Genomic DNA, 22,786 nt, shown 5'->3' with positions numbered 1-22,786 from the left:
CGGGGTGATGCTGGGGGGGCTATTGTGGCCAACGGCTGGTTGGGGCTAACCGGCGAAAAGGTGCCTAAACAACCCGCTATTGCAGGCATGAACATAGCTCGGCCTGAAATTGCAAGTTTTTGTGGGAGCGGCCTTGTGTCGCGAAAGGGCTGCAAAGCAGCCCCGGCAATCTTGATGGTGCAGCTGAGATCCTGGGTCTGCTGCGCAGCCCTTTCGCGACACAAGGCCGCTCCCACAATCAGTTGCCGAACTCATCCTGGTTGAGGATCCGCGCCGCGACCTGGCTATCGAGCACGATGATCTCGATGCGCCGGTTGGCTGCGTCATAAGGCCCGGCGCCGGGGAGGCGGATGCGATCAGACATGCCGGAAACCCGCAGCAGCTTGCCCGGGTCGAGCCCGCCGGCCACCAGTTCCTGGCGTGAGGCCTTGGCGCGGTCGGCGGACAGCTCCCAGTTGCTGTAGGTGGCCTCGCCGCCGGGATAAGGGTGGCTGTCGGTGTGGCCGCTGATCTGGATCTGGTTGTGCAGCTCATTGAGCACCGGGGCAAAGGTGCGCAGCAGCTGGCTCATGTAAGGCGCGACGCGTGCGCTGCCAAGCTCGAACATCGGCCGCTTGTCGGTGTCGAGCAGTTGCACGCGCAGGCCTTCGGGGCTCAGCTCGATGGCGATCTGTTGCTTCAGCTCGCGCAGCTTCGGGTCACGTTCCACGGCGTCTTCCAGGCGTTGCTTGAGCGCCTGCAGGTGGCGGCGCTCTTCGCTCGACAGGCGGGTAGGGCGGGGTTTGCGGACGGTTTCGCCCTGGGGCTGGTTGGCTTCGCTACCGCCGCCAGGTATTGCGCTGGTGCTCGCGGAGTTGCGGTCGCCATGGCTCAAGGCGACCAGCAACGGCGTGCTGAAGTACTGGGCGATGGCCTCCTTGTCGCCCTTGCCGGCGTTGGACAGCACCCACAGCACCAGGAACAGCGCCATCAATGCGGTCATGAAATCGGCGAAGGCGATTTTCCAGGCACCACCATGATGCCCGCGGGCGGCTTTCTTGCGGCGCTTGATGATGATCGGCTGGTCGCTGCTCATGCCGTCGCCAGGTTCGGTTGCCCGTTACCCCCTCGCACGTGGTTTTCCAACTCTTCGGCGGTGGGCCGCTCACTGCTGTGCAGCGCCTTGCGGCCGAACTCCACGGCCAGTTGCGGGGGGATGCCCTTCACATGGGCCAGCAAGGTCACGCGCAGGCAATGCAGCATCTTCACGCATTCGCCGGCCTGCCGTTCGATGCGGCTGGCCAGTGGCGCGACCACGCCATAGGCCAGGTAGATACCGAGGAAGGTGCCGACCAGGGCGTGGGCGATCATCTGCCCCATCAGGTCGGGGCCGACATCGACCGCACTCAGTGCCTTGACCACGCCCAACACTGCCGCAACGATGCCGAAGGCCGGCAGCCCGTCGCTGATCTTGTGCAGGGCGTCGGCAGGCAGGTGGGCCTCGTTCTCGAATTCCTCGATCTCGTGCTGCATCAGTTCGTCGAGTTCATGGGCTTGCAGCGACAGGCTGATCAGCAGGCGCAGGTAGTCGATCAGGAAGCCCATCAGCAGCGGGTCGTTCAGCAGCTGCGGATACTGGGCGAACAGCGGGCTCTGCTGCGGCTCGTCAACGTCACGCTCCACGGCCAGCAGGCTTTCCCGGCGTGCCTTGTTCAGCAGGTTGTACTGCATGCCCAGCAAGTCCAGGTAGAAGGCCTTGTCGTAGCCGGTGCTGCGCTTGAACTTCGCGACTGCCGCGAAGGTGGCGCGGATGGCCTTGCCATTGTTGGCGGCAATGAAGGCGCCGAGCGCCGCGCCGACGATCATCAGCAGCTCGGTGGGTTGGTACAGCGGCCCCAGGCTGCCGCCGGACAGCACGAAACCGCCCAGTGCCGAGGCCATGGCCACGAACAGTCCTAACAAAATGAGCACGTCGCCGCTCCTCAGGTTTCAGTGAAAGTCCGCTGAAGATCGGCAACGACAAGGGGCGACTTGAAAGAACTTGCCGCGAACAGGCTCAGCCCTGGCTGGCCGGGCGCAGGCTGTCGAGGTTGTCCGGCTCGACCTCGCGCTTTTTCAGGGTCTTGCCGGCACGGGAGGGCGGCTGGCAGATGCCGCAGACGTAGTTCTGCGTGGGTGAATAAGAGTGGGTGATGAACTCGCCCGAGCAGCAGGAGCAACGAATCTGCTCGAGCATGCCGTTCTCGACGAAGCGCACCAGTGTCCAGGCGCGGGTCAGCCCCAGCACCCGTTCGCCATCGGCATCGCTGGCGTGCTCCATGTACAGTCGGTAGGCCTTGATGAAGGCATCGATCCGGTGGCCGCCGATTTCCAGCATGCTGCGGTAAATGTTGTAGAACAGCGAGGAATGGATGTTCGGCAGCCAGGTGACAAACCAGTCTGTGGAAAAAGGCAGCATGCCTTTGGGCGGAGGGGCGCCGCGTACTTCCTTGTACAAGCGGATGAGCCGGCCGCGGGTGAGGGACGTTTCCGTTTCCACCACCTGCAGGCGAGCCCCTAGTTGGATCAGCTCGATGGCCAGCTGAACCTGCTGCATCTCGGTGACCAGACTTTTTTCCGACATGCTTCAGACGCCGTTACTGAGCATGCCATCCGAACGGTCGGCAGCCGCCATCAGCAGGGACGTGTGAATCTCGACCATGCCCAGCTCGCGCGAGTTGTCCAGGGCTTTGGAAATGCGGTCGGCCTCTTCGAAGATGGGCCGGCAGATCAGTTGGTTGACCCGCGACAGCTGGGTCATCTGCTTGCTGCTCAGGCTGGCCAGCAAGTCCGCCATGTTCTCGCTGAGTTTCAGGCGAAAGATCGCGACGTCGCGGTCTTTACGCAACATGTTCTGCGCCAGCAGCAGATAGGAAAGGTTGAGTTCCTGAATGTCTGCAAGGTAGCTGTTGGTGTGCGGCAACGTTCTCCCCTCCGTTTTTGCGGCCTGTCAATGTGTTGTGGTGTGGCGTGCTCCAGTGAGGAGCATTCGAGAAATTTTTCCTAAACTATCAAGGCATTCGACCGATAACAGATAAGGGTGGACTTTTCTCGTTTATTTTTTTGTGTGTTAAGAAATTCACGCATCTTTACATGGATCTTTACATTCAGATGGTGTATTAGTTGGCGCGTTGATAATGGCCGAATGCACCTACTGGTACAAGCGATTGCCTATGGATATTACCTGCGCACTTGTGACGCGGTACGCATTATCGAGATCGTTTTTTTGTCGGCCTACTTGCAAAAGTTCACCGAGGTGGTGCTGCCGCGCCTGCAGAAAGCCACTGACCTGATTGTCCAGCGCAACTATTTCAGTAATGAGTTCAAGTTTGCGTCGTTGCCCGGCTTCGTCGAGTTCGGCCTGGCTTTCCGCGCGGCGCAGGCTCGCAGCGTCGATAAGGCCCTGTGACTTGAGTGCGAAAATACCATCCCAATCGGCATTCTGCGCGCACGTCAGCATGCGTCGCGATTGCTCAAGCAGCCCTTCGTAGGCAGCGATCACTTGTGCTTGCAGCATAACTAACGTCATTCCTCGGATTGCGGGCCGATCGCTGTCCAGGCCGAGGCGATAGTGCCCAGAAGCCTGCCGGCGGCATTCAGCGATTCTTCATTGTTCTCAAGATTGGCGCGCAACAGCAGGCGCACGACAAAGTCGTAGAGATCGTCCAGTTGCCGGGCAATCTCGCCGCCCTGCTCAAGGTCCAGCGAGGCGCGCAGCCCGCGGCTGACAATATTGATCGCGCGGGTGATCGCCTTGCCCTTTTCAGGGATGTTGCCTGCTTGCAGGTGCAACTTGGCCAGGCGCAGCGACGCCTGGTACTGGTCGAACAGCAGGGTGATCCGCTGATGGGGCGAAGCCGCCAGGATGGCGCTCTCCAGGGCAACCCTGGCGTAGGCGCTGGCATCTTGGGATGCGATCATCCGGCGTGCTCCATCGCTGAAACGTTAATCACTGTTGAGGGCCTCGAATTGTTCGGTGAGGTAATCGGCCGTCGAGTTCAGTGTGGAGATCAGCGTGTCGAGTTCGGTGAACTGTTCGCGCCAGCGCTCCATTTCGGAATCGATCAGGGCCTGTTTGTCTTCGTAGCGTTCTTCAAGCTGGTCGAGCTTGGTTTCCAGGCTGTCGGTCTTGGCGACGATCAGGCCATTGTCTTCATCCAGGTAGCTGTCCAGGTCGGTGGTCATGCGCGAGATGAAGCCTGAGCTGCCATCGCTGCCGATGAAGAATTCCGACACCGCGTCGATGTTGTCGGTCAGGGCGCTTTCCAGGGTGTCCTCGTCAATCGACAAGGTGCCGTCCGACTCCAGGCCGATGCCCAGCTGCGACAGGTAGCTGAAGGTGCCGCTGCCGATCTGCGAGTAGATGTCGCTGGCCAGCTTGGTGCTGATGCGGCGGGTGGTGGAGTCGCCCAGCAGTTCGCCACTGGTGCCGGCGTCGGCATCGTAGGCGGTGAGGTCGTCGACGGTGCTGACGAAGTCGTTGTAGGCATCGACGAAGGCGGTGATGGCCTTCTCGATCTTGTCGGTGTCGCGCTTGATGGTCAGCGTCTGCGAGCTGCCGGTGTCGCTCAGGGTCAGGGTGACGCCCTGCAGCGCACCTTCCACGGTGTTGCTCTGGCTGGTGACGGCGATGCCGTTGATGGTCAGCTCGGCGTCCTGGGCGGCGACCGTTTCGGTCATGTTGCCTTCGCCGTCGGCATAGCCGAACAGCGAGGAGGCCAGGTCGCTGCTGTCGTCGCTGCTGTAGCTCACGGTCATGGCAGCATCGGTGCCGGTGCTGTTGGACGTCAGCACCAGGCGATAAGGGCTGTCGCTGCCGTCGCTGACGATGGTCGCGGTGACGCCGGCATCGGCGGCGTTGATGGCATCGCGCAGGCCTTCGAGGGTGTTGTTGCTGCTGTCGAGGGTGATCGATACCGCCTCGTTGTCGCCAGCCTGCAGGGTCAGGGTGCCGGTGCCAAGGGTGGTGCTGGTGTCGCTGATGCCGTCGGTGGCCAGGCTCTGGGCCTGGGCAAGTTGGGTCACTTCGATCTTGTAGGTGCCGGCCACCGCCTCGCTGGTGGTGCTTACTGACACGCCGCTGCCGGAAATGCTGGTGCTCAACGAGTCGTACAAACTGGAATCGGCCAGGGCCTCAGCCGCTGTCTGCAGGGCGTCGAGGGCGCTGGTCAGGGTGCCGTAGGCCGAGATTTCGGCTTCGACCGACTCTTCCTGGGTGGTGATCGGGTCCAGCAGGCTGGCGGTTTTCGATTCCTCCAGGCTCTCCAGGATGCTTTCCAGGTCGAGCCCCGAACCGACGCCCAGGCTGGTGATGGTGGCGGTGGAGCTGGTGGTGGTCGTCATGGGAGTATCCGTCCTGATGTGCGCAGCATGTGCGGCCGGCTGAGTGCGTAGTGGCGCAACATCGGCATGCGGTTACTGCGTCTTTAGGCGCTGGCCCGATAAATCTGTGACGGTGTTCTCAAACCTGCATGGCCATGACGTCCTTGTAGGCCGTGAGCAGGCGATTGCGCACCTGCACGCCCATCTGGAAGGCGACGCTGGCCTTCTGCGAGTCGGCCATGACATCGCTCAGCGACACCTCGCTGCTGCCGGCCTGGAACGCATTGGCCTGGCTGCTGGCGGTCTGTTGCAGGCGGTTGATACGTTGCAGCGAAGCCTCCAGCTCACCGGCGAAGCTGCCCACCGCCTGGTCAGGGCGACTTGCCGTCACCCCCTCGGCTTGCTCGGCGAGGCTGCTCAATTGTTGCAAGGCATCGGCAAGGGCTTGGGTGGTCATGGCGATGGGGCTCGTGGCTGGCGAATGCGCGCAGATTAACAAGGCCCCGGCACTGCGGATCTGCCCAATTGGCTGCAAAACAGCGGGCTTTTCCACCCTTTGCCGCCTGCCTGCTTCGCGACAATGACGCTGAGCCAATCCCGCCAGGGCCTGCGCGCCTTCCGGCCGGCGGGTCGCGGGCCGATTACCATTGCCAGCGGACTCTGTAATGCCCCTTCATCCGGCCAGAACCCCAGCTTCGAGGTGTTCGTGACTACTGCTGCCCAGGCCAAGGGCACGAAAAAGAACCTGCCGATTGCCACCCCCGTGCCTTCGCTGGATGCGCTCACGGCGCTGCTGCGTGGCCGGCCGATGCTGCCCTTGCTGCTCGCGGGTGCCGCTGCGGTGGCGGTGCTGGTAGCACTGCTGCTGTGGGCGAGGGAGCCGGATTACCGGGTGTTGTTCTCCAACCTGAGCGAGGCCGACGGTGGCCAGGTCATTGGTGAGCTGGACAAGCGCAACGTGCCCTATCGGCTGGGCGAAGGCGGCCACACCATCCTGGTGCCCGCCGACCGGATGAACGCTCTGCGCCTGCAGCTGGCCGAACAGGGCCTGCCCAAAGGCGGCAGCATTGGCTTCGAACTGCTCGACAAGCAGGCTTTCGGCATCAGCCAGTTTGCCGAGCACCTCAATTACCAACGCGGCCTGGAAGGCGAGCTGGCGCGCACCATCGAATCCCTCGGGCCGGTGGCCCACGCCCGCGTGCACCTGGTGATGGCCAAGGACTCGGTTTTCGCCCGTGATCGTGAGGCGGCGCGGGCCTCGGTCACCCTGGCGTTGCAGCCCGGCCGCGAGCTGGGCCAGGGCCAGGTCAGTGCGATCATTCACCTGGTGACCTCCAGCGTGCCGGAACTGGCGGTGGACGGGGTCACCGTGGTCGACCAGAACGGCCGCCTGCTGTCGCGCAGCCATGCCGCCGACGGGCTCGACGATACCAAGCTGGAGTACGTCAGCGAGGTCGAGGGCACCTATCAGCGGCGTATCGAAGAAATCCTCGCGCCGCTGCTGGGCAGCCGCAACGTGCATGCCCGGGTGGTCGCGCAGATGGACTTCTCGACCCGCGAGAGCACGGCCGAGCGCTATGCACCGAACCAGGACGCGAACGCTGCGGCGGTGCGCAGCCAGCAGACCTCTGAACGCATGTTGCAAGGCAGCGATGCCGGACGCGGCGTGCCGGGGGCACTGACCAACTCGCCGCCCAACACCCCGCCGCCAACCCGCGCCACCGCCCCCACGCCAGCGCCTGGCAGCGCAACCAACACCGCCAGTACTGCCGCTGCAAGCAGCACTGCCGAGCCTGGCAAATCGCTGCAGACCGAGCACATGGTCAATTACGAGGTCGACCGTGATGTCGAGCACGTCAAGTCGAGCCTGGGCAATATCCAGCGCCTGGCCGTGGCCGTGGTGGTCAACTACCGCACGGTCATGAAGGACGGTGCGCCCAGCAGCGAGCCTCTGAGCAAGGAAGAGCTGGCCGGCATCAATGACCTGGTGCGCCAGGCCATGGGTTACACCGAAAGCCGTGGCGACACCTTGCAGGTGCTCAACAGCCCCTTCGTCGACGAGCAGACGCAACTGGGTGAACTGCCTTGGTGGCGCACGCCCGAGGCCTACAACCTGGGCATGGGCCTGCTGCGCTACCTGCTGGTGGCCATCGTTGCCTTCGTGCTCTGGCAGCGGGTGCTCAAGCCGATGCAGCGCCGCGCCGCAGCATCCGGGCAGCGTGGCCTGATGGAGCTGGGCGAGGCTGACATGGAGCTGACGCCTGCCAGCACGGCAGCTGACGCCCTGATCGACGGCCCGGCGCGCCCGGCCCTGCCACGCAAGTCGGCGCTCTACGAACAGAACATGGAAAGCCTGAAACGGCTGGCCACCGATGACCCGCGCCTGGTCGCGATGATCGTGCGGGGCTGGATGAAAAAAAATGACTAACAAGCTCACGGGCGCACGCCGCAGCGCCATCCTCCTGCTGTCGCTGGATGCCGACAGTGCCGCGGAAGTCTTCAAGTTCCTGCCTGGGCAGGAGGTGGAAGACATCAGCCGCGAAATGGCCGGGCTGAGCCAGGTGTCCCACGACGAGATGCGCCAAGTGCTGGCCGACTTCATGGACGAGACCGAGCAGTACGCGGCCATCAACATCCAGAGCAGCGACCATATCCGTGCGGTGCTGACCAAGGCGCTGGGCACCGAGCGGGCGGCCAGCCTGATCGACGACATCCTGGAAACCAGCAATACCGTTTCCGGCATCGACAAGCTCAACCTGATGGAAGCGCAGATGGTGGCGGAGATGATCCGCGACGAGCACCCGCAGATCGTCGCCACCATCCTCGTGCACCTGGAACGCAATCAGGCCTCGGCCATCCTGCAGTTGCTGACGGAGCGCCTGCGCAACGACATCATCCTGCGCATCGCCACCTTCAGTGGCGTGCAACCGGTGGCACTGCACGAACTCACCGAAGTGCTCGGCGGCATGCTCGACGGCCAGAGCCTCAAGCGCAGCAAGATGGGCGGGGTCAAGGCGGCGGCGGAGATCCTCAACCTCATGGCCTCCAGCCAGGAGGCCTCGGCCATCGAGAACCTGCGCAACTACAACGCCGACCTGGCGCAGAAGACTCTCGACGAGATGTTCCTGTTCGAGAACCTCGCCGAGGTCGACGACCGCAGCATCCAGACGCTGCTGCAGAACATCGACAGCAACTCGCTGTCCATCGCCCTCAAAGGTGCGTCGGCGCCGTTGCTCGACCGCTTCATGCGCAACATGTCGCAGCGTGCCGCGACCCTGTTCCGCGAGGACATGGAAGCCCGCGGGCCGATTCGCATGTCGCAGATCGAGAGCGAGCAGAAGTCGATCCTGCAGGTGGTTCGGCGCCTGTCCGAAACCGGCGACATGGTGACTGCACGAGGCGACGACGCGTATGTCTGATGCCCAGGCAACCTGGCAGCCCTGGAGCATGGAACCCCTGGGCAGCAATGAGTCCGCTGCGGTGCAAGCCGGTGCTGCGCGCCGCGAGCTGGCGCGCAAGCGAGCGTTCGAGCAGCGTCTGGAGCTGCAACGCCTGCGTGAGCAAACCCGGGCCGAGGCGCTGCAACAGGGCCACGCCGAAGGCAAGGAGCAGGGTTATGCCCAAGGTTTGGCAGAAGGACGCGAAACGGCTGCCGAAGAGTTGCGCCAGCAGTTGCAGCAAACCCTGGCGCCCTTGCGCGCCCTGTGCCAGAGCTTCGATGCCGCGCTTCGCGAAGTTGACGGCCTGGTCGCCGGGCAGTTGGGGCGAGTGGCCATCGACCTTGCTGCTCGGCTGGCTGGTCAGGTGATGGCCGTGCAGCCCGAGCAGGTCGAGGCCTTGGTGCGTCAGATGCTGGCCTGCGAACCCGCGCTGGCTGGCAAGCCTGCACTGCACCTGAGCGCCGATGACTTGCCGTGGGTACAGGGCTGCCTGGGTGACGAGCTTGCCGCAGCGGGCTGGAGCCTGCAGGCCGACCCGCAGATCCTGCCGGGCGGTTGCCGCCTGCTGAGCGCGGCGGGCGAACTGGACGCCACGCGGCAGGTCCGTCAGGACCTGTTCGAACGCAATGGCCAATGGTTGCTCGAAGTGGCGGCCGCAGCGGGGGAAGGCTCGGCATGAGCAACCCGCATCTGCAGCGCTGGGGGCGAGGGCTCGAGGCCCTGGTTGCGGGCCCAGCGGCGGTGCCGGGCTATCGCCGCAGCGGCCGTATCACCCGTGCGACCGGGATCGTTCTGGAAGCAGTCGGCCTACGCCTGCCGCTGGGCGCGGGCTGCCGTATCGAGCTGGTCGCCGCCGGGCCGGCTGGCCCTGCCGTGTACGCCGAGGCCGAGGTGATCGGCTTCGCTGGCGAGCTGCTGTACCTGATGCCCCTCGAAGAAATCCACGGTTTGCAGGCTGGGGCCCGGTTCTTCGCCCTGGCCGACGAGCCGGGTGCCAGCGACGGCGTGCGCCCGGTGCCGCTGGGCATGGGCTTGCTCGGGCGCGTGCTGGACAGCGGCGGCAACCCTTTCGATGGCAAAGGCGCGGTGCTGGCAACCCATCGTTCCAGCCTGCATGGCCAGCCGATCAACCCGCTGCAAAGGGCACCGATCGAGCGGCAGATCGACGTCGGCATTCGTGCCATCAATGCCCTGCTGAGTGTCGGCAAGGGGCAGCGCCTGGGCCTGTTCGCTGGCTCCGGGGTGGGCAAGTCGGTGTTGCTGGGCATGATGGCCCGCTACACCCAGGCCGATGTGGTGGTGGTCGGCCTGATCGGCGAGCGGGGCCGTGAAGTGCAGGACTTCATCGACAACATTCTCGGCGAAGAGGGATTGCGCCGTTCGGTGGTGGTGGCCGCCCCGGCCGATGCCTCGCCCTTGCAGCGTTTGCAGGGTGCGCTGTATGCGACGCGCCTGGCCGAGGACTTCCGTGACCAGGGCAAGGATGTGCTGCTGATCATGGATTCGCTCACCCGCTACGCCATGGCCCAGCGCGAGATCGCCCTGGCCCTTGGCGAGCCACCGGCGACCAAGGGCTATCCGCCGTCGGTGTTCGCCAAGCTGCCCAAACTGGTCGAGCGCGCCGGCAACGGGCCCCGTGGCGGCGGCTCGATCACCGCGTTCTATACCGTGCTCAGCGAGGGTGACGACCAGCAGGACCCGATTGCCGATTCGGCGCGAGCGATCCTCGATGGCCACTTCGTGCTGTCGCGCAAATTGGCCGAAAGCGGCCATTACCCGGCGATCGACATCGAAGCGTCGATCAGCCGGGCAATGAGCGCGATTGTCAGCGAGTCGCAGCAGCGCAAGGCGCAGAAGCTCAAGCAGGCCTTGTCGCGCTACCAGCGCAACCGCGACCTGATCAGTGTCGGTGCCTATGCGCCAGGGCACGATGCCCAGCTCGATCGGGCGGTGACCTTGTACCCGCACATCGAACGCTTCTTGCAGCAGCAGACCCACGAGCGCAGTTCGCTGCAGGACACCCTGGCCGGGCTCAACCTGCTGTTCCCTGGCAAATGACGGTAAGCAGCCATGGCCCATGAATCACTCCAGCTCCTGATCGAACTCACCGACCGCGCTCGCGAGGCTGCGGCCAACGCCCTGGCCCAGAGCCGCCGGGCCGAGCAGCAGATGCGCGAGCAGTTGCGCCTGCTGGACCAGTACCAGCGCGAGTATCGCCAGAACCTGCAGCGCGAGCTGATCGGCGACGGCATGACCCCGTCCACCCTGGCCAACTACCGAGGCTTCCTGAAGTCGCTGGAAGGCGCGATCGAGCGGGCCGAAGCGGGCTTGGCCAAGCACCGTGTGCAATTGCAGCAGCACCAGGACAACTGGCGGCAGCAATGGCGCAAGGTCAATGCCCTGGAAACCTTGTTGGCACGGCGTGTTGAAGAACAGCGCCTGCTGGCCGGGCGTGCCGAACAGCGGCGTACCGACGAACTGGCCGGGCGCGCCCGTTCTTCCATCGACATCGGATTCTGAGGTTTCCCGTGGATATCATCACCGCTGTTTCGCCTGCGGCACCGGTTGCCGCACAGGCGGCACCAGACGACAGCGCCATTGCTGGCGAGGCGACACCCTTCGATGCGGTCTTGCAGCAGGTGCAAAGTGCCGACAGTGAGCCGGTCGTACCTGTTGAAGTTACGCCGGCCCCGAGCGTCGAGGTGGCCGAAAGCCCCGCACCGGTGGTGCAGGAGCAGCCACTGTTGGCGCAACCGGAAATTCCTGAGGTCGCCAGTGAGCCGATACCGGCTGTGCCTGAGCCTGAGCCCGAACAGGCGTCTCAACCACCGCCGCCTGCAGAGGTGACCGAGGCGCTGCCTGTCGACGCTGACGTGGCAGCGCCAGCCCTCGTGGCGCTGCAAGCAGGCGACGAGGTGCCGGGCGATGATCTGGCGATAGACGACGAGACAGAGCAGGGCGCCGATTCATTGGAGGCTATCCGCCAGCGCCTTGAACTGATCGACACGGCGGGGCTGATGGCTTCCGGCGCGCTCGTCGTGACGCCCCCCGTGGCCTGGGCGCAGCCGGCGGGGGCGAGCCCGGAGCCTGAGGTTGAGCGCGGTGCCGGTGATTCGCTTGAGACGGCCACTGATACCTACCTGCCTGTGGATAACGCGATAGAAGCGGCAGTGGCGACCGAAGTGCAGCCCGAGGATGGCGTTATTCGGAAAAGCGACGGGCAGTTCTCGCTGACGTCGGACTGGGATCTTGCGGCGCTGCCCAACGCGTCGGCGCTGACGGTGCTCGACAATGGCAACGACGCCACGCCGCCGGTGATTGCGTCGACCGTGGGCAGTGACGAGTGGCAGTCCGATCTGGGCCAGCAGTTGCTGGGCATGGTCCGGCGCGGTGATCGCCAGGTGGACATGCAACTGCACCCGGCCGATCTCGGGCCGTTATCGATCAGCCTGAACGTCAGCGACAGCGGTGTGCAGGCGCAATTCCAGTCGGCCCACGCCGCGGTGCGTGCGGCGGTGGAGCAGGCGTTGCCGCAGCTGCAGAGTGCACTGGCTTCGCAGGGCCTGACTTTGGGCGAGGCGTCGGTCAATGACGGGGCCTCGCGCCAGGCCATGGGCGAGCAGCCACGGCGAGAGTCGCCGGGTGGTGAGGCGCGGGAGCAGCGGGTGGTGCAGGTGGAGAAGCCGGTTCAGGTGCAGCAGGTCGCTACCTCCGGCGCAGGGGTCGACCTTTACCTCTGATCTGGTGCGGTCGTTGTGGGAGCGGCCTTGTGTCGCGAAAGGGCTGCGCAGCAGCCCCGGCGATATTTGCTGCGCTGCTGAAATCTTGGGGCCGCTCTGCAGCCCTTTCGCGACACAAGGCCGCTCCCACAAGAGCCGGGAGTACGCAAAGCCACAAGTTGAGGCGCTTAACCCTCGCTAATCCCGCCTTAGCTGCTTCCTCCGGCTGTTCATACTTGCGCCCTTTCGAACCGCTTCTCCAAGGCCGCTGCCCATGCCCACCTCCAAGAAAATCTGGCTCTGGTTCATTCCCATTGCCCTGGTTGCCGCGGCGGCCAGTTCCGCGGGGGTGTACGCCTACGTGATGCGCGAACGGGCCAATGCCCAGCAGGCGCACGCGACCTTCAAGGCCCCGCAGGCCCCGCTGCTGGTCAGCGTCGCGCCGATGACCGTGAACCTGCGCAGCGCGCATGACGAAGCGAGCATGCTTTACGTGGGCTTCAACCTGGAAGTCGGCAACGAAGCCACGCGCAAGCTGCTCGAACTCTACATGCCGAAGATCCGCAGCCAGCTGCTGACTGCGCTGAGCGGGCAGGACAGCAGCGAGCTGGCCACCCCGGCGGGCAAGGACGCGCTGGCGGCGAGCATTCTCGCGCTGCTGCGAAATACCCTGGGCACCGAGCAGCCAGACCTGGCGTTGATCGGCGTGCTCTATACCGATTTCATCGTGCAGTAAGCCCATGTCCACCAACGACATGCTCTCTCAAGAAGAGATCGACATGCTGCTGCGCGGCGGTGACGACCTGGACACGTCCGAGTTCGCTGACGAGGCCGGTTTCGACTTCCCCGACGACTTGGCGCCGCACGAGCGGGTACGCCCCTATGACCCCGCGACCCAGCACCGTGTCATCCAGGAGCGCCTGCATACCCTGGATATCATCAACGGCCGCTTTGCCCGGCATTTCCGCATGAGCCTGTTCAACCTGATCCGGCGCAACGTGGACATCACCTTCAAGAACATCGGCTACCAGAGCTTCAGTGACTTTTCGCTGCACCTGCCGATGCCTTCGAACATCAACCTGCTGGCGATGAAACCGCTGCGAGGCACAGCCCTGGTGGTGTTCCCGCCCAGCGTGGTGTTCATGGTGGTGGACAACCTGTTCGGCGGCGATGGGCGTTTCGTGACCAAGTCCGAGGGTCGCGAGTTCACCAGCACCGAGCAACGCATCATCCGCCGCCTGATGGGGCTGGCGGTGGACGCCTACCGCGATGCCTGGAAGTCGGTCTACCCGCTGGAGATCGAGTACCTGCGCTCGGAAATGCAGGCCAAGTTCGCCAATATCACCGGTTCTCCCAACGAGATCGTGGTCAATGCCACCTTCCACCTGGAGGTCGGCAACCTCTCCAGCGACTTCAACATCGTCATTCCCTACCTGATGATCGAGCCCATGCGCCAGCTGCTCAGCGGCCCGCTGACCGACGTCAACCCCGAGGAAGAGCGCCAGTGGAACCGGCGCATGGCCGACGAGATCACCCAGTCGCAGGTCGACCTGATCGCCGACTTCGTCGAGGTCGAGTCGCGCCTGGGCCAGGTCATGGCGCTGAAGGTTGGTGACGTGCTGCCCATCGAACTGCCCGACAGCGTCAAGGTGCGTGTCGACGGGGTGCCGGTGATGACCTGCGAGTACGGCAGCTACAACGGCGCCCGTGCTTTGCTGGTGAAGGAGTTGATCGATCACTCCATCGGCAAGCCTTCTTCTTCCAGCCGATTCGTCAAGGGCCACCTGCCCAAAGCCAAGGAATCCGATCATGAGTGACCCGAACACCCCCGAACCGCGCGAAGACGACGAGTGGGCCAGCGCCCTGGCCGAGCAGGGTGCGGCCGACGAGGCTGACGACCCCTGGGCCGCAGCCCTGGCCGAGCAGGGCGACGCCGAGCAGGCCGCTGCGGCCAGCCCGGCGCCGGGCGCGGTGTTCAAGCCGTTGGGCGCGGCCCAGGCGCTGGCGTCGCCGCGCGAGCTGGAAATGATCATGGACATCCCGGTGAAGCTCAGCGTGGAGCTGGGGCGCACGCGGATCACCATCAAGCAGCTGCTGGAGCTGGCCCAGGGTTCGGTACTGGCCCTCGATGGCCTGGCGGGCGAGCCGATGGACATCCTGATCAACAGCTACCTGGTCGCCCAGGGCGAAGTGGTGGTGGTGGATGACCGCTACGGCATCCGCATCACCGAAATCATCACGCCGTCCGAGCGCGTGCAGAAGCTCAACCGATGAGCACCACCAATGCGCTGGCCGTGCCCGCCAGCATCGGCGTGCCAGCGGACGACCTGGTCGGGCTGAGCCTGCTGGGCAAGACGGCGCTGGCCTTGGGTGTGGTGGTGGCTTGCGTGCTGCTGTGCGGCTGGCTGGTGGCGCGCTTCGGTGCGCGGCCGTCATCCTCGGCCAAGGTGGTGCAGGTGGTGGCCAGCACCCGCGTGGGGCAACGCGAGAAAGTGGTGGTGGTGGACGTACAGGGGCGCCGGCTGGTGCTGGGCGTCACGGCCCAGCAGGTGAGCTGCCTGTGCGACCTGGAAGCCCCGTCGGCCGCGCCGCAAGTCGAAGCCGAGGCGCCCGGGCGAGGCTTTGCCTTGCGTCTGGTCGAGGCGCTCAAGCAGGGTGGGCAGCGCGACCCGGAGCCGCGCCCATGAGCGCCGGGCGGATGATCTGGGTGCCGCTGCTGATGCTGGCACTGCTGCCGGCCGCCGAGGCGGCGCCGGCCCTGCAGGGATTGGCCGGGTTCACCGGGCAGGCCGGGGGCGAGCAGTGGTCGCTGAGCCTGCAGACCTTGCTGCTGCTCAGCGCCATGGCGTTCCTGCCAGCGGTGTTGCTGATGATGACCGGCTTCACCCGCATCATCATCGTGCTCGGCCTGTTGCGCACCGCGATCGGCACCACCAGCGCACCACCTAACCAAGTGCTGCTGGGCCTGGCGCTGTTCCTGACTTTCTTCGTCATGTCGCCGACCCTGGAGCAGGCCTATCAGAAGGCCTGGGTGCCGTTCTCCCAGGACCAGATCGGCGTCGAGCAGTTTCTTGACCAAGGTAGCCAGCCGTTTCGCACCTTCATGCTGGCGCAGACCCGCCAGACCGACCTGGCGCTGTATGCCCGCCTGGCGCGTATCGACAGCCTGCAGGGCCCGGAAGACGTGCCCATGCGCGTGCTGCTGCCGGCCTTCGTCACCAGCGAACTGAAAACTGCTTTCCAGGCCGGTTTCACCATCTTCATCCCGTTCCTGATCATCGATCTGCTGGTGGCCAGTGTGCTGATGGCGCTGGGGATGATGATGGTGCCGCCGTCGACCATCTCGTTGCCCTTCAAGCTGATGTTGTTCGTGCTGGTGGATGGCTGGCAGTTGCTGCTGGGCTCGCTGGCGCAGAGTTTCTACCCGGTATGAACCCGCGAGGACAGCCAAGATGACCCCGGAAATGGTGATGGACCTGGCCTACAAAGGCATGCGCATGAGCATGACCGTGGCCGCACCGCTGCTGCTGGTGACCTTGTGCATCGGCCTGCTGGTCAGCCTGTTCCAGGCCGCGACACAGATCAACGAATCGACCCTGTCGTTCATCCCGAAGATCGCCGGCGTGTGCCTGGTGCTGATCCTCGCCGGGCCCATGCTCATGGAGATGCTGGTGGACTACACGCGCGCGCTGTTCACCAGCCTGCCGCAACTGGTGGGTTGAACGGCGTTGATCGAGTTTGGCTGGGAGCAGTTGCAGCTCTGGGTGAGTGCGTTTTTCTGGCCGTTCTGCCGGTTGCTGGCGTTCTTCATGAGCGACCCGATCCTGGGCCACAAGAACGTCTCCAGTCAGGTGAAGGTCGGCCTTTCGCTGCTGCTGGCGGTGCTGCTCACGCCCAACCTGCCACCGATGCCGGATGTGCCGCTGATCTCCTGGGCCGGGCTTGGGGTGATCGTCGAGCAAGTGCTGATTGGCATGTCGCTGGGCATGGTCATGCGCATCACCCTGGCGGTGGTGGAAATGGCCGGGGAAATCTGCGGCATGCAGATGGGGCTGGCCTTCGCGTCGTTCTTTTCTGCCGATACCGGCACCAACAGCCAGGTGCTGTCGCGTTTTCTCAGCCTGGTGACGATCCTGATGTTCCTGGCCCTGGACGGGCACCTGATGGTGCTGGAGTTGCTGTCGGCGACGTTTTCCCTGCTGCCGGTCGGCCAGTTCGGTCTCGATCCGCAGGCCTGGAACTTGCTGGCACGGCACGGTGGGAGCATTTTCCTGACCGGGTTGTTGCTGGCGTTGCCGATGGTGGGCGCGTTGCTGATCATTAACCTGGCAATGGGCATCCTCAACCGCGTTGCGCCGCAGCTGACGGTGTTTTCGGTGGGCTTTCCGGCAACCTTGTTCGTCGGCATGTTGCTGCTGACGGTGCTGGTGGGGGATTTGGGACAGTTTCTGGCGGGGTTGCTGTATCAGGCACTGCATTTCATGCAGGTGTTTATCGAAGCCATGCCTGCCTGAGGAACCTGCGCGATCACTGTGGGAGCGGCCTTGTGTCGCGAAAGGGCCGCGCAGCGGCCCCAAAGTCATCAGCTTCGCAGCCGAAATCGCTGGGGCTGCTGCGCAGCCCTTTCGCGACACAAGGCCGCTCCCACATGGGTCGGTGTTCGCCGACCTAAATGTATTCGAACAGCGAGAGTTGCTGCACGCTGGCGAAGGTCTGTTGGGCCGCCTGCATCGACACTTGCAGGGTCACATAGCGCGAGATCGACTCGGTGTAATCGGCGTCCACCAGCCCGGAAAGCCGCTCGGTGTAGCTCAGCGCCAGGTCATCACCGATGGTGTCCAGCACGTCCACCTGGCTTAGCCGGGTCCCCACCGAGGTGAGCACGGTCAGCACGTTGTCCTGGGCGTTGCTCAGCTCGCGGCTGGAGGTTGACAGGGTATTGCTCAGGGCCGCCTGGTCGGCCTCGTCCTCGACCGGTGTCTGCAGGGCGGTGATCAGGTTCTGTAGCGTGGCGAACACGTCCGGTTCGGCATCGGCCGCAGCGCTGACCGTCAGGCTGTCACCCTCGGCCGGGGTACCGCTCAGCGTCAGGCTCAGGCCGTTGATTTCCAGGGTGTCGCCGTCGGTGTAGGGCACCGGGTCCTGGCCATCGACGCTGTATTGGGTAGTACCGTCATCGGCGATGCTGAAGGTCAGGGTGAAGGCCTCGCCGTAATTGGTCGCGCTGGTATCGGCAATGTCGGGGCCGGCGAAGGTCAGTGTGCCGGTGTTGTCGCCAGCCTCGGCGACAAAGCCGGCGCTGCTGCTCACCGAGAGGAAGATCGTCGCGCCGTTGTCGCCGCTGGCCATGCTCTGGGTGGCGCTGACCTGTTGCGTGACCACGTTGTCGTCACCCTGGTAAACCATTTCGCCATCGGCATTCTCGGCGAAGGCAGGGGTCTGGCTCTGGTAACCGGAGAACAGGTAGTTGCCATTGCTGTCGGTGCTGTTGGCCAGGGTCACCAAGGTGTCGTAGATGCCCTGCAGGGACGTGGCCAGGGACTCGCGGTCGGCATCGCTGAGGGTGCCGTTGCCGGCTTGCACCACCAGGCTCATGGCACTGGTGATGGCGTCGTTGATGCTGTCCAGGGTGCTTTCTTCCTGGGACAGCGAAGTGGTGATCGCCGCGCGCGAATCGGCATATTGCTCGTTTGCCGCAATCGACTGGCGCACGGTCACTGCCTGCGCGGCGGCCAGGGAGTCGTCCGACGGGTTGACCACACGGGTGCCACTGGAGACTTCCAGCGCGGCTTCCTGGTAGGCGGCCTGCTGGGACAGCATGGAATTGAGGTTCTGGTTGTAGATGGTCGCACTGCTCAGGCGCATGGCGGGTTCTCCTGGGGGGGCGATCAGTCGATGTTGAGGATGGTGTCGAGGACCGTGGTGCCTACCTCGACGATCTTCGCGCAGGCTTGGTAGTACTGCTGGTAGACGATCAGGTTGGCCGCCTCTTCGTCGAGGTTCACCCCCGATTCCGACTGCTGCAGGGTGGTCAGCTGCTCGGTGAGTGCCGACTGGGTCTGCAGTTGCGCCGCCACACGGGTGGCGGTGCTGCCCACATCGCTGACCAGCGAGGCGTAGGTCTCGCTGAGGGTGGCGCTGCCGCCGACGATGTCGCTGGTCTGCAGGTTGAGCATGGCCAGGGCGTTGGTGTTGTCGCTGCTGCCGCTGGAAGTGCCGGCGGCGATCTGCTCGCCGTCAGTGAGCAGCGAGGTGAAGCTGCTGGCTGCGTTGCGCGTGGGCTGGACCAGGAAGCTGTCGCCATCTGCGGCGGTGCCGCTGATGGTCAGCTCCATGCCGGCGAAACTGAGGGTGCCGCTGTCGCTGTCATAGCTGGCGTCGACGCTGGCGCCGGTATCGTTGCGGGTCACGCTGAAACCATCGCTGTCGGACCAGGTCACGGTGTAGTCGCTGCTGGTCAGGGCGCTGACATCGTCGCTGAACGTGGCGCTGAGGGTGGCATCGCCGGTATTGCCGGTATTGCCGTACACCAGTGGGTCGGCCACCGAGAACATCGCCGTGCCGGTGTCGCCGTTGAGGTCGATGCCTTGGGCCTGCAGGCTGTTGAAGGCCTGGGTCAGCGACACGGCCATCAGGCCAAGCTGGTTCTGGGTTTCGGCCAGGGTGGTGTCGCGGAACTCGATCAGGCCGCCGAGCGAGCCGCTGTCGAGCACGCTGTTGTCCAGGGTCACGCTGTTGCCGGCGGCATCGACGTAGCTGATGGCCGATTGGCTGGCGTCGCTGGCAGAGGCTTCGGTGGTCAGCGAGAAGCTGTCACCGCCGGAAACCAGCGCCATGCCATTGCTCAGCGAGACGGTATAGCTGCCGTTGTCCTGCACATTGACGTCCACCGCCACCAGCTCGCTGAGCTGGCTCACCAGCAAGTCGCGCTGGTCGAGCAGGTCGTTGGAGGCGCTGCCCAAGGTCTGCGAGAGGCTGATCTGGTCGTTCAGTGTGGCGATCTGCGAACTCAGGTCGTTGATCTGGCTGACCTGGTCGTCGATCTGGTTGTTCACGTCATCGGACATGGCCGACAAGTAGCTGCCCAGCTGGTTGAACTGGCTGGCCAGCGTTTCTGCGGCGCCCACCACTTCTTCCCGGGCGGCGGTATCGCTGGCGTCGGAGGTCAGGGTCTGGATCGCCGAGAAGAAGTTCTGCAGCAGCGCATCCAGGCTGGCATCGCTGTCCGCCAGCAGGCTGTCGATCTGGTCGACCTCGGTCTGCTGGGTGGACAGTGCGCTCTCGGCGCTGATCGAGCCATTGAGCTGGGTGGTGACGAACTGGTTGTACTCACGGCTGACGCTGGACACCTGCACGCCACTGCCCGAAGTCGCTTCGCTGAAATTGGCGACCTGACGGGTGTAGCCATCGGTATAGGCGTTGGTGGTGTTGTTGCTGCTGGTGGCAAGGGCGATCTGCGCCGCCGTGAGGCCGCTGACGCCAATGGAGATGAGGCTCATCGAAAAGCTCCTGGGCTACATGTTGCGAAACATCGGCCCCGGGGCAGGGCATCTTGACCCCGATCGATGCTGTTTTTTACTGCTTTAACGGTCCGATGGTGGCCATGACGGCGATCAGCTTGTCGGCGTAACGCGGGTCGGTGGCGTAGCCGCCTTGCTGCAAGGCCACGGCTGCCTGGGCGCTGTCGGCGGCGTTGCGGGCCGCGGCGTAGCCCGGGCGTGAGCGGATCAGCCGGGCATAATCGTCGAAAGCGGCCCGGGCGTCGGGGTAGACGCGGAAGCTCTCGACCTGCTTTTGCGCAACGCCTGCGACGTATTCGGTGGTTTGCACTTCGGTAGTCTGGCCCTGCCAGCCAGCGCCGGCCTTGATGCCGAACAGGTTGTGGCTGTCGCCGCCGCTGGCCGTGGTGATGCGCCGCCGGCCCCAGTCGGTTTCCAGTGCCGCCTGGGCGAGGATCAGTTCGGCCGGCACGCCGCTGCTGCGTGCGGCCTGGCGCGCCGGGTCGGCCAGGCGCGCGACGAAATCTTCGACGTGTTCGGCGCGCTCGGCATTGCCTGGGCGCACTTCGTAACGCTTCCAGGCCTCGAAGGCCGGTGCTTGCCGGGCCAGGCCGACGAACGGCGAATCGCTGTTGGCGACGGCCTGATCGAGCAGGTTGCCGCCGCCGTTGCCCAGCGCATGGCCGGACAGGCTGCGGGTCAGCTGCTCGGCCAGGCCCATGCCGCGCCCGGCCAAGTTCTGTGCCCACTGCTGGTCGAGCATTTCGGTGTACAGCTCGGTCTGCGAATCGCTGGACATCTGTGACTTGGGAATGGCTTCGCGCATGCTCTTGAGCATGTTCTGCAGGAACAGCGCCTCGAACTGTTTGGCGGCTTCCTTCAGCCCGGCCTCGCCCTCGCGCCCGGCGTGGCTGCGCAGCCGTTGCAGGCCTTGTACGTCAAAGGCGAAGCCCGCTGCACCGTCGGCCATGCTCATCAGATGATCTCCAGCTCGGCGCGCAGCGAGCCAGCGGCCTTGAGCGCCTGGAGGATGACCATCAGGTCCTGGGGCGTGGCGCCCAGGGCGTTGAGGCCCTTGACCACGTCCATCAGATCGGCGCTGCCTTCCAGCACACGCAGGGCGCGGGCCTGGGTTTCGATGGAGATGTTGCTGTTGGCGGTGGCGGCGGTCTGGCCGCCGCTCAGGGCGCCCGGCTGGCTGATGCTGTTGGTGGTGTCGATGGTCACCGACAGGTCACCGTGGGCCACGGCGGCACGGAACAGCTTCACCGAACCATTGAGCACCACCGAACCGGTGCGTGAATCGAGAATGACCTTGGGCCGCGCCTGCATCGGTAGCACGTCGATGCTGTCGATGCGGGCCATGAAGTTGACTCGCTCATTGGCCGTCAGCGGCCCCTGGATCTGCACCAGGCCACCGTCCACCGCCGAGGCCACGGTGCTGCGCATTTCGCTGTTGATGGCGAACACCACGCGCTGGGCGGTGGCCGGGTCGGGCTCGTGCAGCTGCAGCTCGAGCACGCCGTGCTGGCCGCCGAGGTTCAGCGGCACCGTCTGCTCCACCACCGCGCCACGGCTGATGCGCCCGCCAGCGAGCTGGTTGATCTGCACGCTGCTGCCGTTGGCCGATGCCCCGGCGCCGCCGACCAGCAGGTTGCCCTGGGCCACGGCGTAGACGTCGCCGTCGGCGCCCTTGAGCGGGGTCATCAGCAAGGTACCACCGCGCAGGCTATGGGCGTTGCCGATGGAGGAGACGACTACGTCGATCTGCTGCCCGGGGCGGGTCAGAGGCGGCAGGTCGGCGGTGACGATCACCGCGGCGATGTTGCGCATCTGCATGTTGGCGTTGGCCGGCAGGGTCAGGCCGAGCTGCGACAGCATGTTGGTCAGGCCCTGTTCGGTGAACGGGCTCTGGGTGGTCTGGTCGCCGGTGCCGTCCAGGCCCACCACCAGGCCGTAGCCGACCAGGTTGTTGCTGCGGATGCCGGCGAAGTCGGCGATGTCGCGGATCTGCTCGGCGTGGCTGGTCGCGGCCAGCAGCAGGGCGCCGCCGCCGAGCAACAGGCGCAGCAGGCGGCAGGAGAGGGACTCAGCCATGGTTCACTCGCTAGAAAGGTGACAGGTTGAGAAGGATGCGTTGGGCCCAGCCCATGCGCTGCGCCTCGTTGATGTAGCCTTCGCCGACGTACTCGATGCGGGCCAGCGAGACCTGGCTCGACGACACGGTGTTGTCGCCAGTGATCGAGCGCGGGTTGACCACGCCGGAGAAGCGGATGAACTCGGTGCCCTGGTTGATCGCGATCTGCTTGTCGCCCCGTACCCGCAGGTTGCCGTTGGCCAACACCTCCATCACCGTCACCGAGATGGTGCCGGTGAACGAGTTGTTGGCCCGCGAACCGCCGCTGCCGGCAAACGAATGGTCGGTCGAGGCCGACAGGCCATAGTTGCCGACCTGGGAGTCGCGGCTGGAGGTGGTGGCGAACGACAGGCCCAGGCTGCCGCTGCGGTCGGCGCTGGAGGACGAGTTCTTACTGGCGCTGACCTGCTCGTTGAGTTCCACGGTCAGGGTGTCGCCGACCATGCGCGGTCGGCGGTCCTCGAACAGTGGCTGCGAGAGGTGCCGGCCCTGGTAGATCGAGCCATTGGCCAGGCGCGTGGGCAGGGTCGGCAAGTCCATGGCCTCGTCGGGCACCACCGGCTTGCGCACCAGTTCGGCACAGCCGGCCGTCGACAGGGCAACGGCCAGCAGCAGCAGGCGAAACGGCATTGGGCGGGGTCGGGTCATGGC

The 22,786-nt window shown here is 64.8% G+C and carries 26 protein-coding genes; 13 read left to right on the top strand and 13 right to left on the bottom strand.

Going from position 1 to position 22,786, the window contains the following annotated elements:
• Positions 1 to 238: 238 nt before the first annotated feature.
• From motB to fliE, 8 genes are all read right to left on the bottom strand, one after another.
• A complete protein-coding gene (gene motB, locus N430_RS16115; RefSeq protein WP_110637964.1) occupies positions 239 to 1,075 on the bottom strand; it encodes a flagellar motor protein MotB in 837 nt (278 codons plus the stop codon).
• Positions 1,072 to 1,950: a flagellar motor stator protein MotA gene (motA, locus tag N430_RS16110; protein WP_110637963.1), complete on the bottom strand. Its 879-nt coding sequence runs from the start codon at positions 1,948 to 1,950 to the stop codon at positions 1,072 to 1,074. Before motA ends, motB begins: the two co-directional genes overlap by 4 nt.
• Positions 1,951 to 2,035: 85 nt before the next feature.
• The gene (gene flhC, locus N430_RS16105; RefSeq protein WP_110637962.1) at positions 2,036 to 2,602 is read right to left on the bottom strand and encodes a flagellar transcriptional regulator FlhC; all 567 of its coding nucleotides are present in this window, start codon (positions 2,600 to 2,602) and stop codon (positions 2,036 to 2,038) included.
• Between the two features lie 3 nt (positions 2,603 to 2,605).
• Positions 2,606 to 2,941 (bottom strand): flagellar transcriptional regulator FlhD, encoded by a 336-nt coding sequence (flhD, locus tag N430_RS16100; protein WP_110637961.1) that lies wholly within the window; start codon positions 2,939 to 2,941, stop codon positions 2,606 to 2,608.
• Positions 2,942 to 3,169: 228 nt separating this feature from the next.
• Positions 3,170 to 3,535, bottom strand: a complete 366-nt coding sequence (locus tag N430_RS16095; RefSeq protein WP_110637960.1) for a flagellar protein FliT — start codon at positions 3,533 to 3,535, stop codon at positions 3,170 to 3,172.
• Positions 3,536 to 3,543: 8 nt separating this feature from the next.
• Positions 3,544 to 3,939, bottom strand: coding sequence for a flagellar export chaperone FliS (gene fliS / locus N430_RS16090; RefSeq protein ID WP_110637959.1), 396 nt, complete (start codon positions 3,937 to 3,939; stop codon positions 3,544 to 3,546).
• A 24-nt stretch (positions 3,940 to 3,963) separates the two neighbouring features.
• Positions 3,964 to 5,361 carry a flagellar filament capping protein FliD gene (fliD, locus tag N430_RS16085; protein ID WP_110637958.1) on the bottom strand — a complete coding sequence of 466 codons (1,398 nt, stop codon included), beginning with the start codon at positions 5,359 to 5,361 and terminating at the stop codon, positions 3,964 to 3,966.
• Positions 5,362 to 5,479: 118 nt separating this feature from the next.
• Positions 5,480 to 5,797 carry a flagellar hook-basal body complex protein FliE gene (gene fliE / locus N430_RS16080; RefSeq protein ID WP_110637957.1) on the bottom strand — a complete coding sequence of 106 codons (318 nt, stop codon included), beginning with the start codon at positions 5,795 to 5,797 and terminating at the stop codon, positions 5,480 to 5,482.
• Between the two features lie 249 nt (positions 5,798 to 6,046).
• Here fliE and fliF point away from each other — a divergent pair, with 249 nt between their 5' ends.
• The 13 genes from fliF (at position 6,047) to fliR (ending at position 17,013) form a co-directional block, all read left to right on the top strand.
• Positions 6,047 to 7,768, top strand: coding sequence for a flagellar basal-body MS-ring/collar protein FliF (gene fliF / locus N430_RS16075; protein ID WP_178083394.1), 1,722 nt, complete (start codon positions 6,047 to 6,049; stop codon positions 7,766 to 7,768).
• Positions 7,761 to 8,759 (top strand): flagellar motor switch protein FliG, encoded by a 999-nt coding sequence (gene fliG, locus N430_RS16070; RefSeq protein ID WP_110637955.1) that lies wholly within the window; start codon positions 7,761 to 7,763, stop codon positions 8,757 to 8,759. The genes fliF and fliG overlap by 8 nt, the downstream gene beginning before the upstream one ends.
• Entirely contained in the window at positions 8,752 to 9,459 is a 708-nt protein-coding gene (locus N430_RS16065; protein WP_110637954.1) for a flagellar assembly protein FliH, read from the top strand. Before fliG ends, N430_RS16065 begins: the two co-directional genes overlap by 8 nt.
• Entirely contained in the window at positions 9,456 to 10,838 is a 1,383-nt protein-coding gene (gene fliI, locus N430_RS16060; RefSeq protein WP_110637953.1) for a flagellar protein export ATPase FliI, read from the top strand. The genes N430_RS16065 and fliI overlap by 4 nt, the downstream gene beginning before the upstream one ends.
• 12 nt (positions 10,839 to 10,850) lie before the next feature.
• Positions 10,851 to 11,300: a flagellar export protein FliJ gene (gene fliJ / locus N430_RS16055; protein ID WP_110637952.1), complete on the top strand. Its 450-nt coding sequence runs from the start codon at positions 10,851 to 10,853 to the stop codon at positions 11,298 to 11,300.
• 8 nt (positions 11,301 to 11,308) lie between these two features.
• A complete protein-coding gene (locus tag N430_RS16050) occupies positions 11,309 to 12,520 on the top strand; it encodes a flagellar hook-length control protein FliK (protein ID WP_110637951.1) in 1,212 nt (403 codons plus the stop codon).
• Between the two features lie 253 nt (positions 12,521 to 12,773).
• Positions 12,774 to 13,235 (top strand): flagellar basal body-associated FliL family protein, encoded by a 462-nt coding sequence (locus N430_RS16040; protein WP_110637949.1) that lies wholly within the window; start codon positions 12,774 to 12,776, stop codon positions 13,233 to 13,235.
• Between the two features lie 4 nt (positions 13,236 to 13,239).
• Positions 13,240 to 14,316, top strand: a complete 1,077-nt coding sequence (gene fliM / locus N430_RS16035) for a flagellar motor switch protein FliM (protein WP_110637948.1) — start codon at positions 13,240 to 13,242, stop codon at positions 14,314 to 14,316.
• Positions 14,309 to 14,773 (top strand): flagellar motor switch protein FliN, encoded by a 465-nt coding sequence (gene fliN, locus N430_RS16030; RefSeq protein WP_110637947.1) that lies wholly within the window; start codon positions 14,309 to 14,311, stop codon positions 14,771 to 14,773. Before fliM ends, fliN begins: the two co-directional genes overlap by 8 nt.
• Positions 14,770 to 15,186: a flagellar biosynthetic protein FliO gene (fliO, locus tag N430_RS16025; RefSeq protein WP_110637946.1), complete on the top strand. Its 417-nt coding sequence runs from the start codon at positions 14,770 to 14,772 to the stop codon at positions 15,184 to 15,186. The genes fliN and fliO overlap by 4 nt, the downstream gene beginning before the upstream one ends.
• Entirely contained in the window at positions 15,183 to 15,932 is a 750-nt protein-coding gene (fliP, locus tag N430_RS16020; protein WP_256592138.1) for a flagellar type III secretion system pore protein FliP, read from the top strand. The genes fliO and fliP overlap by 4 nt, the downstream gene beginning before the upstream one ends.
• 19 nt (positions 15,933 to 15,951) lie before the next feature.
• Positions 15,952 to 16,221, top strand: a complete 270-nt coding sequence (gene fliQ / locus N430_RS16015; RefSeq protein WP_110637945.1) for a flagellar biosynthesis protein FliQ — start codon at positions 15,952 to 15,954, stop codon at positions 16,219 to 16,221.
• A 6-nt stretch (positions 16,222 to 16,227) separates the two neighbouring features.
• Positions 16,228 to 17,013, top strand: a complete 786-nt coding sequence (gene fliR, locus N430_RS16010) for a flagellar biosynthetic protein FliR (protein ID WP_110637944.1) — start codon at positions 16,228 to 16,230, stop codon at positions 17,011 to 17,013.
• A gap of 154 nt (positions 17,014 to 17,167) precedes the next feature.
• Here the strand turns inward: fliR and flgL are convergent, their stop codons facing one another.
• From flgL to N430_RS15985, 5 genes are all read right to left on the bottom strand, one after another.
• Positions 17,168 to 18,364 carry a flagellar hook-associated protein FlgL gene (gene flgL / locus N430_RS16005; RefSeq protein WP_110637943.1) on the bottom strand — a complete coding sequence of 399 codons (1,197 nt, stop codon included), beginning with the start codon at positions 18,362 to 18,364 and terminating at the stop codon, positions 17,168 to 17,170.
• Positions 18,365 to 18,387: 23 nt separating this feature from the next.
• The gene (gene flgK, locus N430_RS16000) at positions 18,388 to 19,998 is read right to left on the bottom strand and encodes a flagellar hook-associated protein FlgK (protein WP_110637942.1); all 1,611 of its coding nucleotides are present in this window, start codon (positions 19,996 to 19,998) and stop codon (positions 18,388 to 18,390) included.
• A 76-nt stretch (positions 19,999 to 20,074) separates the two neighbouring features.
• Positions 20,075 to 20,974: a flagellar assembly peptidoglycan hydrolase FlgJ gene (gene flgJ / locus N430_RS15995; RefSeq protein WP_178083390.1), complete on the bottom strand. Its 900-nt coding sequence runs from the start codon at positions 20,972 to 20,974 to the stop codon at positions 20,075 to 20,077.
• Positions 20,974 to 22,095, bottom strand: a complete 1,122-nt coding sequence (locus N430_RS15990; protein ID WP_110637941.1) for a flagellar basal body P-ring protein FlgI — start codon at positions 22,093 to 22,095, stop codon at positions 20,974 to 20,976. The genes flgJ and N430_RS15990 overlap by 1 nt, the downstream gene beginning before the upstream one ends.
• Positions 22,096 to 22,105: 10 nt before the next feature.
• Positions 22,106 to 22,783, bottom strand: a complete 678-nt coding sequence (locus N430_RS15985) for a flagellar basal body L-ring protein FlgH (protein ID WP_218278059.1) — start codon at positions 22,781 to 22,783, stop codon at positions 22,106 to 22,108.
• Positions 22,784 to 22,786: the final 3 nt, after the last annotated feature.

Source organism: Pseudomonas sp. CC120222-01a (genome assembly GCF_003097235.1).
GTDB lineage: Bacteria > Pseudomonadota > Gammaproteobacteria > Pseudomonadales > Pseudomonadaceae > Aquipseudomonas.
The sequence above is the reverse complement of the archived record's forward strand: the minus strand, read 5'-3'. Positions and strand labels throughout refer to the sequence as shown.

Bases quoted from the DNA above. Each gene is read 5' to 3' on its own strand.
- flgJ (WP_178083390.1), bottom strand. From the start codon at position 20,974: ATGAGCATGGCCGACGGTGCAGCGGGCTTCGCCTTTGACGTACAAGGC.
- flgL (WP_110637943.1), bottom strand. From the start codon at position 18,364: ATGCGCCTGAGCAGTGCGACCATCTACAACCAGAACCTCAATTCCATG.
- fliP (WP_256592138.1), top strand. From the start codon at position 15,183: ATGAGCGCCGGGCGGATGATCTGGGTGCCGCTGCTGATGCTGGCACTG.
- fliJ (WP_110637952.1), top strand. From the start codon at position 10,851: ATGGCCCATGAATCACTCCAGCTCCTGATCGAACTCACCGACCGCGCT.
- N430_RS16040 (WP_110637949.1), top strand. From the start codon at position 12,774: ATGCCCACCTCCAAGAAAATCTGGCTCTGGTTCATTCCCATTGCCCTG.
- fliS (WP_110637959.1), bottom strand. From the start codon at position 3,939: ATGATCGCATCCCAAGATGCCAGCGCCTACGCCAGGGTTGCCCTGGAG.
- fliD (WP_110637958.1), bottom strand. From the start codon at position 5,361: ATGACGACCACCACCAGCTCCACCGCCACCATCACCAGCCTGGGCGTC.
- fliE (WP_110637957.1), bottom strand. From the start codon at position 5,797: ATGACCACCCAAGCCCTTGCCGATGCCTTGCAACAATTGAGCAGCCTC.
- fliG (WP_110637955.1), top strand. From the start codon at position 7,761: ATGACTAACAAGCTCACGGGCGCACGCCGCAGCGCCATCCTCCTGCTG.
- flgK (WP_110637942.1), bottom strand. From the start codon at position 19,998: ATGAGCCTCATCTCCATTGGCGTCAGCGGCCTCACGGCGGCGCAGATC.
- fliN (WP_110637947.1), top strand. From the start codon at position 14,309: ATGAGTGACCCGAACACCCCCGAACCGCGCGAAGACGACGAGTGGGCC.
- motB (WP_110637964.1), bottom strand. From the start codon at position 1,075: ATGAGCAGCGACCAGCCGATCATCATCAAGCGCCGCAAGAAAGCCGCC.
- fliI (WP_110637953.1), top strand. From the start codon at position 9,456: ATGAGCAACCCGCATCTGCAGCGCTGGGGGCGAGGGCTCGAGGCCCTG.
- N430_RS15985 (WP_218278059.1), bottom strand. From the start codon at position 22,783: ATGACCCGACCCCGCCCAATGCCGTTTCGCCTGCTGCTGCTGGCCGTT.
- fliM (WP_110637948.1), top strand. From the start codon at position 13,240: ATGTCCACCAACGACATGCTCTCTCAAGAAGAGATCGACATGCTGCTG.
- fliO (WP_110637946.1), top strand. From the start codon at position 14,770: ATGAGCACCACCAATGCGCTGGCCGTGCCCGCCAGCATCGGCGTGCCA.
- N430_RS16065 (WP_110637954.1), top strand. From the start codon at position 8,752: ATGTCTGATGCCCAGGCAACCTGGCAGCCCTGGAGCATGGAACCCCTG.
- N430_RS16095 (WP_110637960.1), bottom strand. From the start codon at position 3,535: ATGCTGCAAGCACAAGTGATCGCTGCCTACGAAGGGCTGCTTGAGCAA.
- N430_RS15990 (WP_110637941.1), bottom strand. From the start codon at position 22,095: ATGGCTGAGTCCCTCTCCTGCCGCCTGCTGCGCCTGTTGCTCGGCGGC.
- fliQ (WP_110637945.1), top strand. From the start codon at position 15,952: ATGACCCCGGAAATGGTGATGGACCTGGCCTACAAAGGCATGCGCATG.
- flhC (WP_110637962.1), bottom strand. From the start codon at position 2,602: ATGTCGGAAAAAAGTCTGGTCACCGAGATGCAGCAGGTTCAGCTGGCC.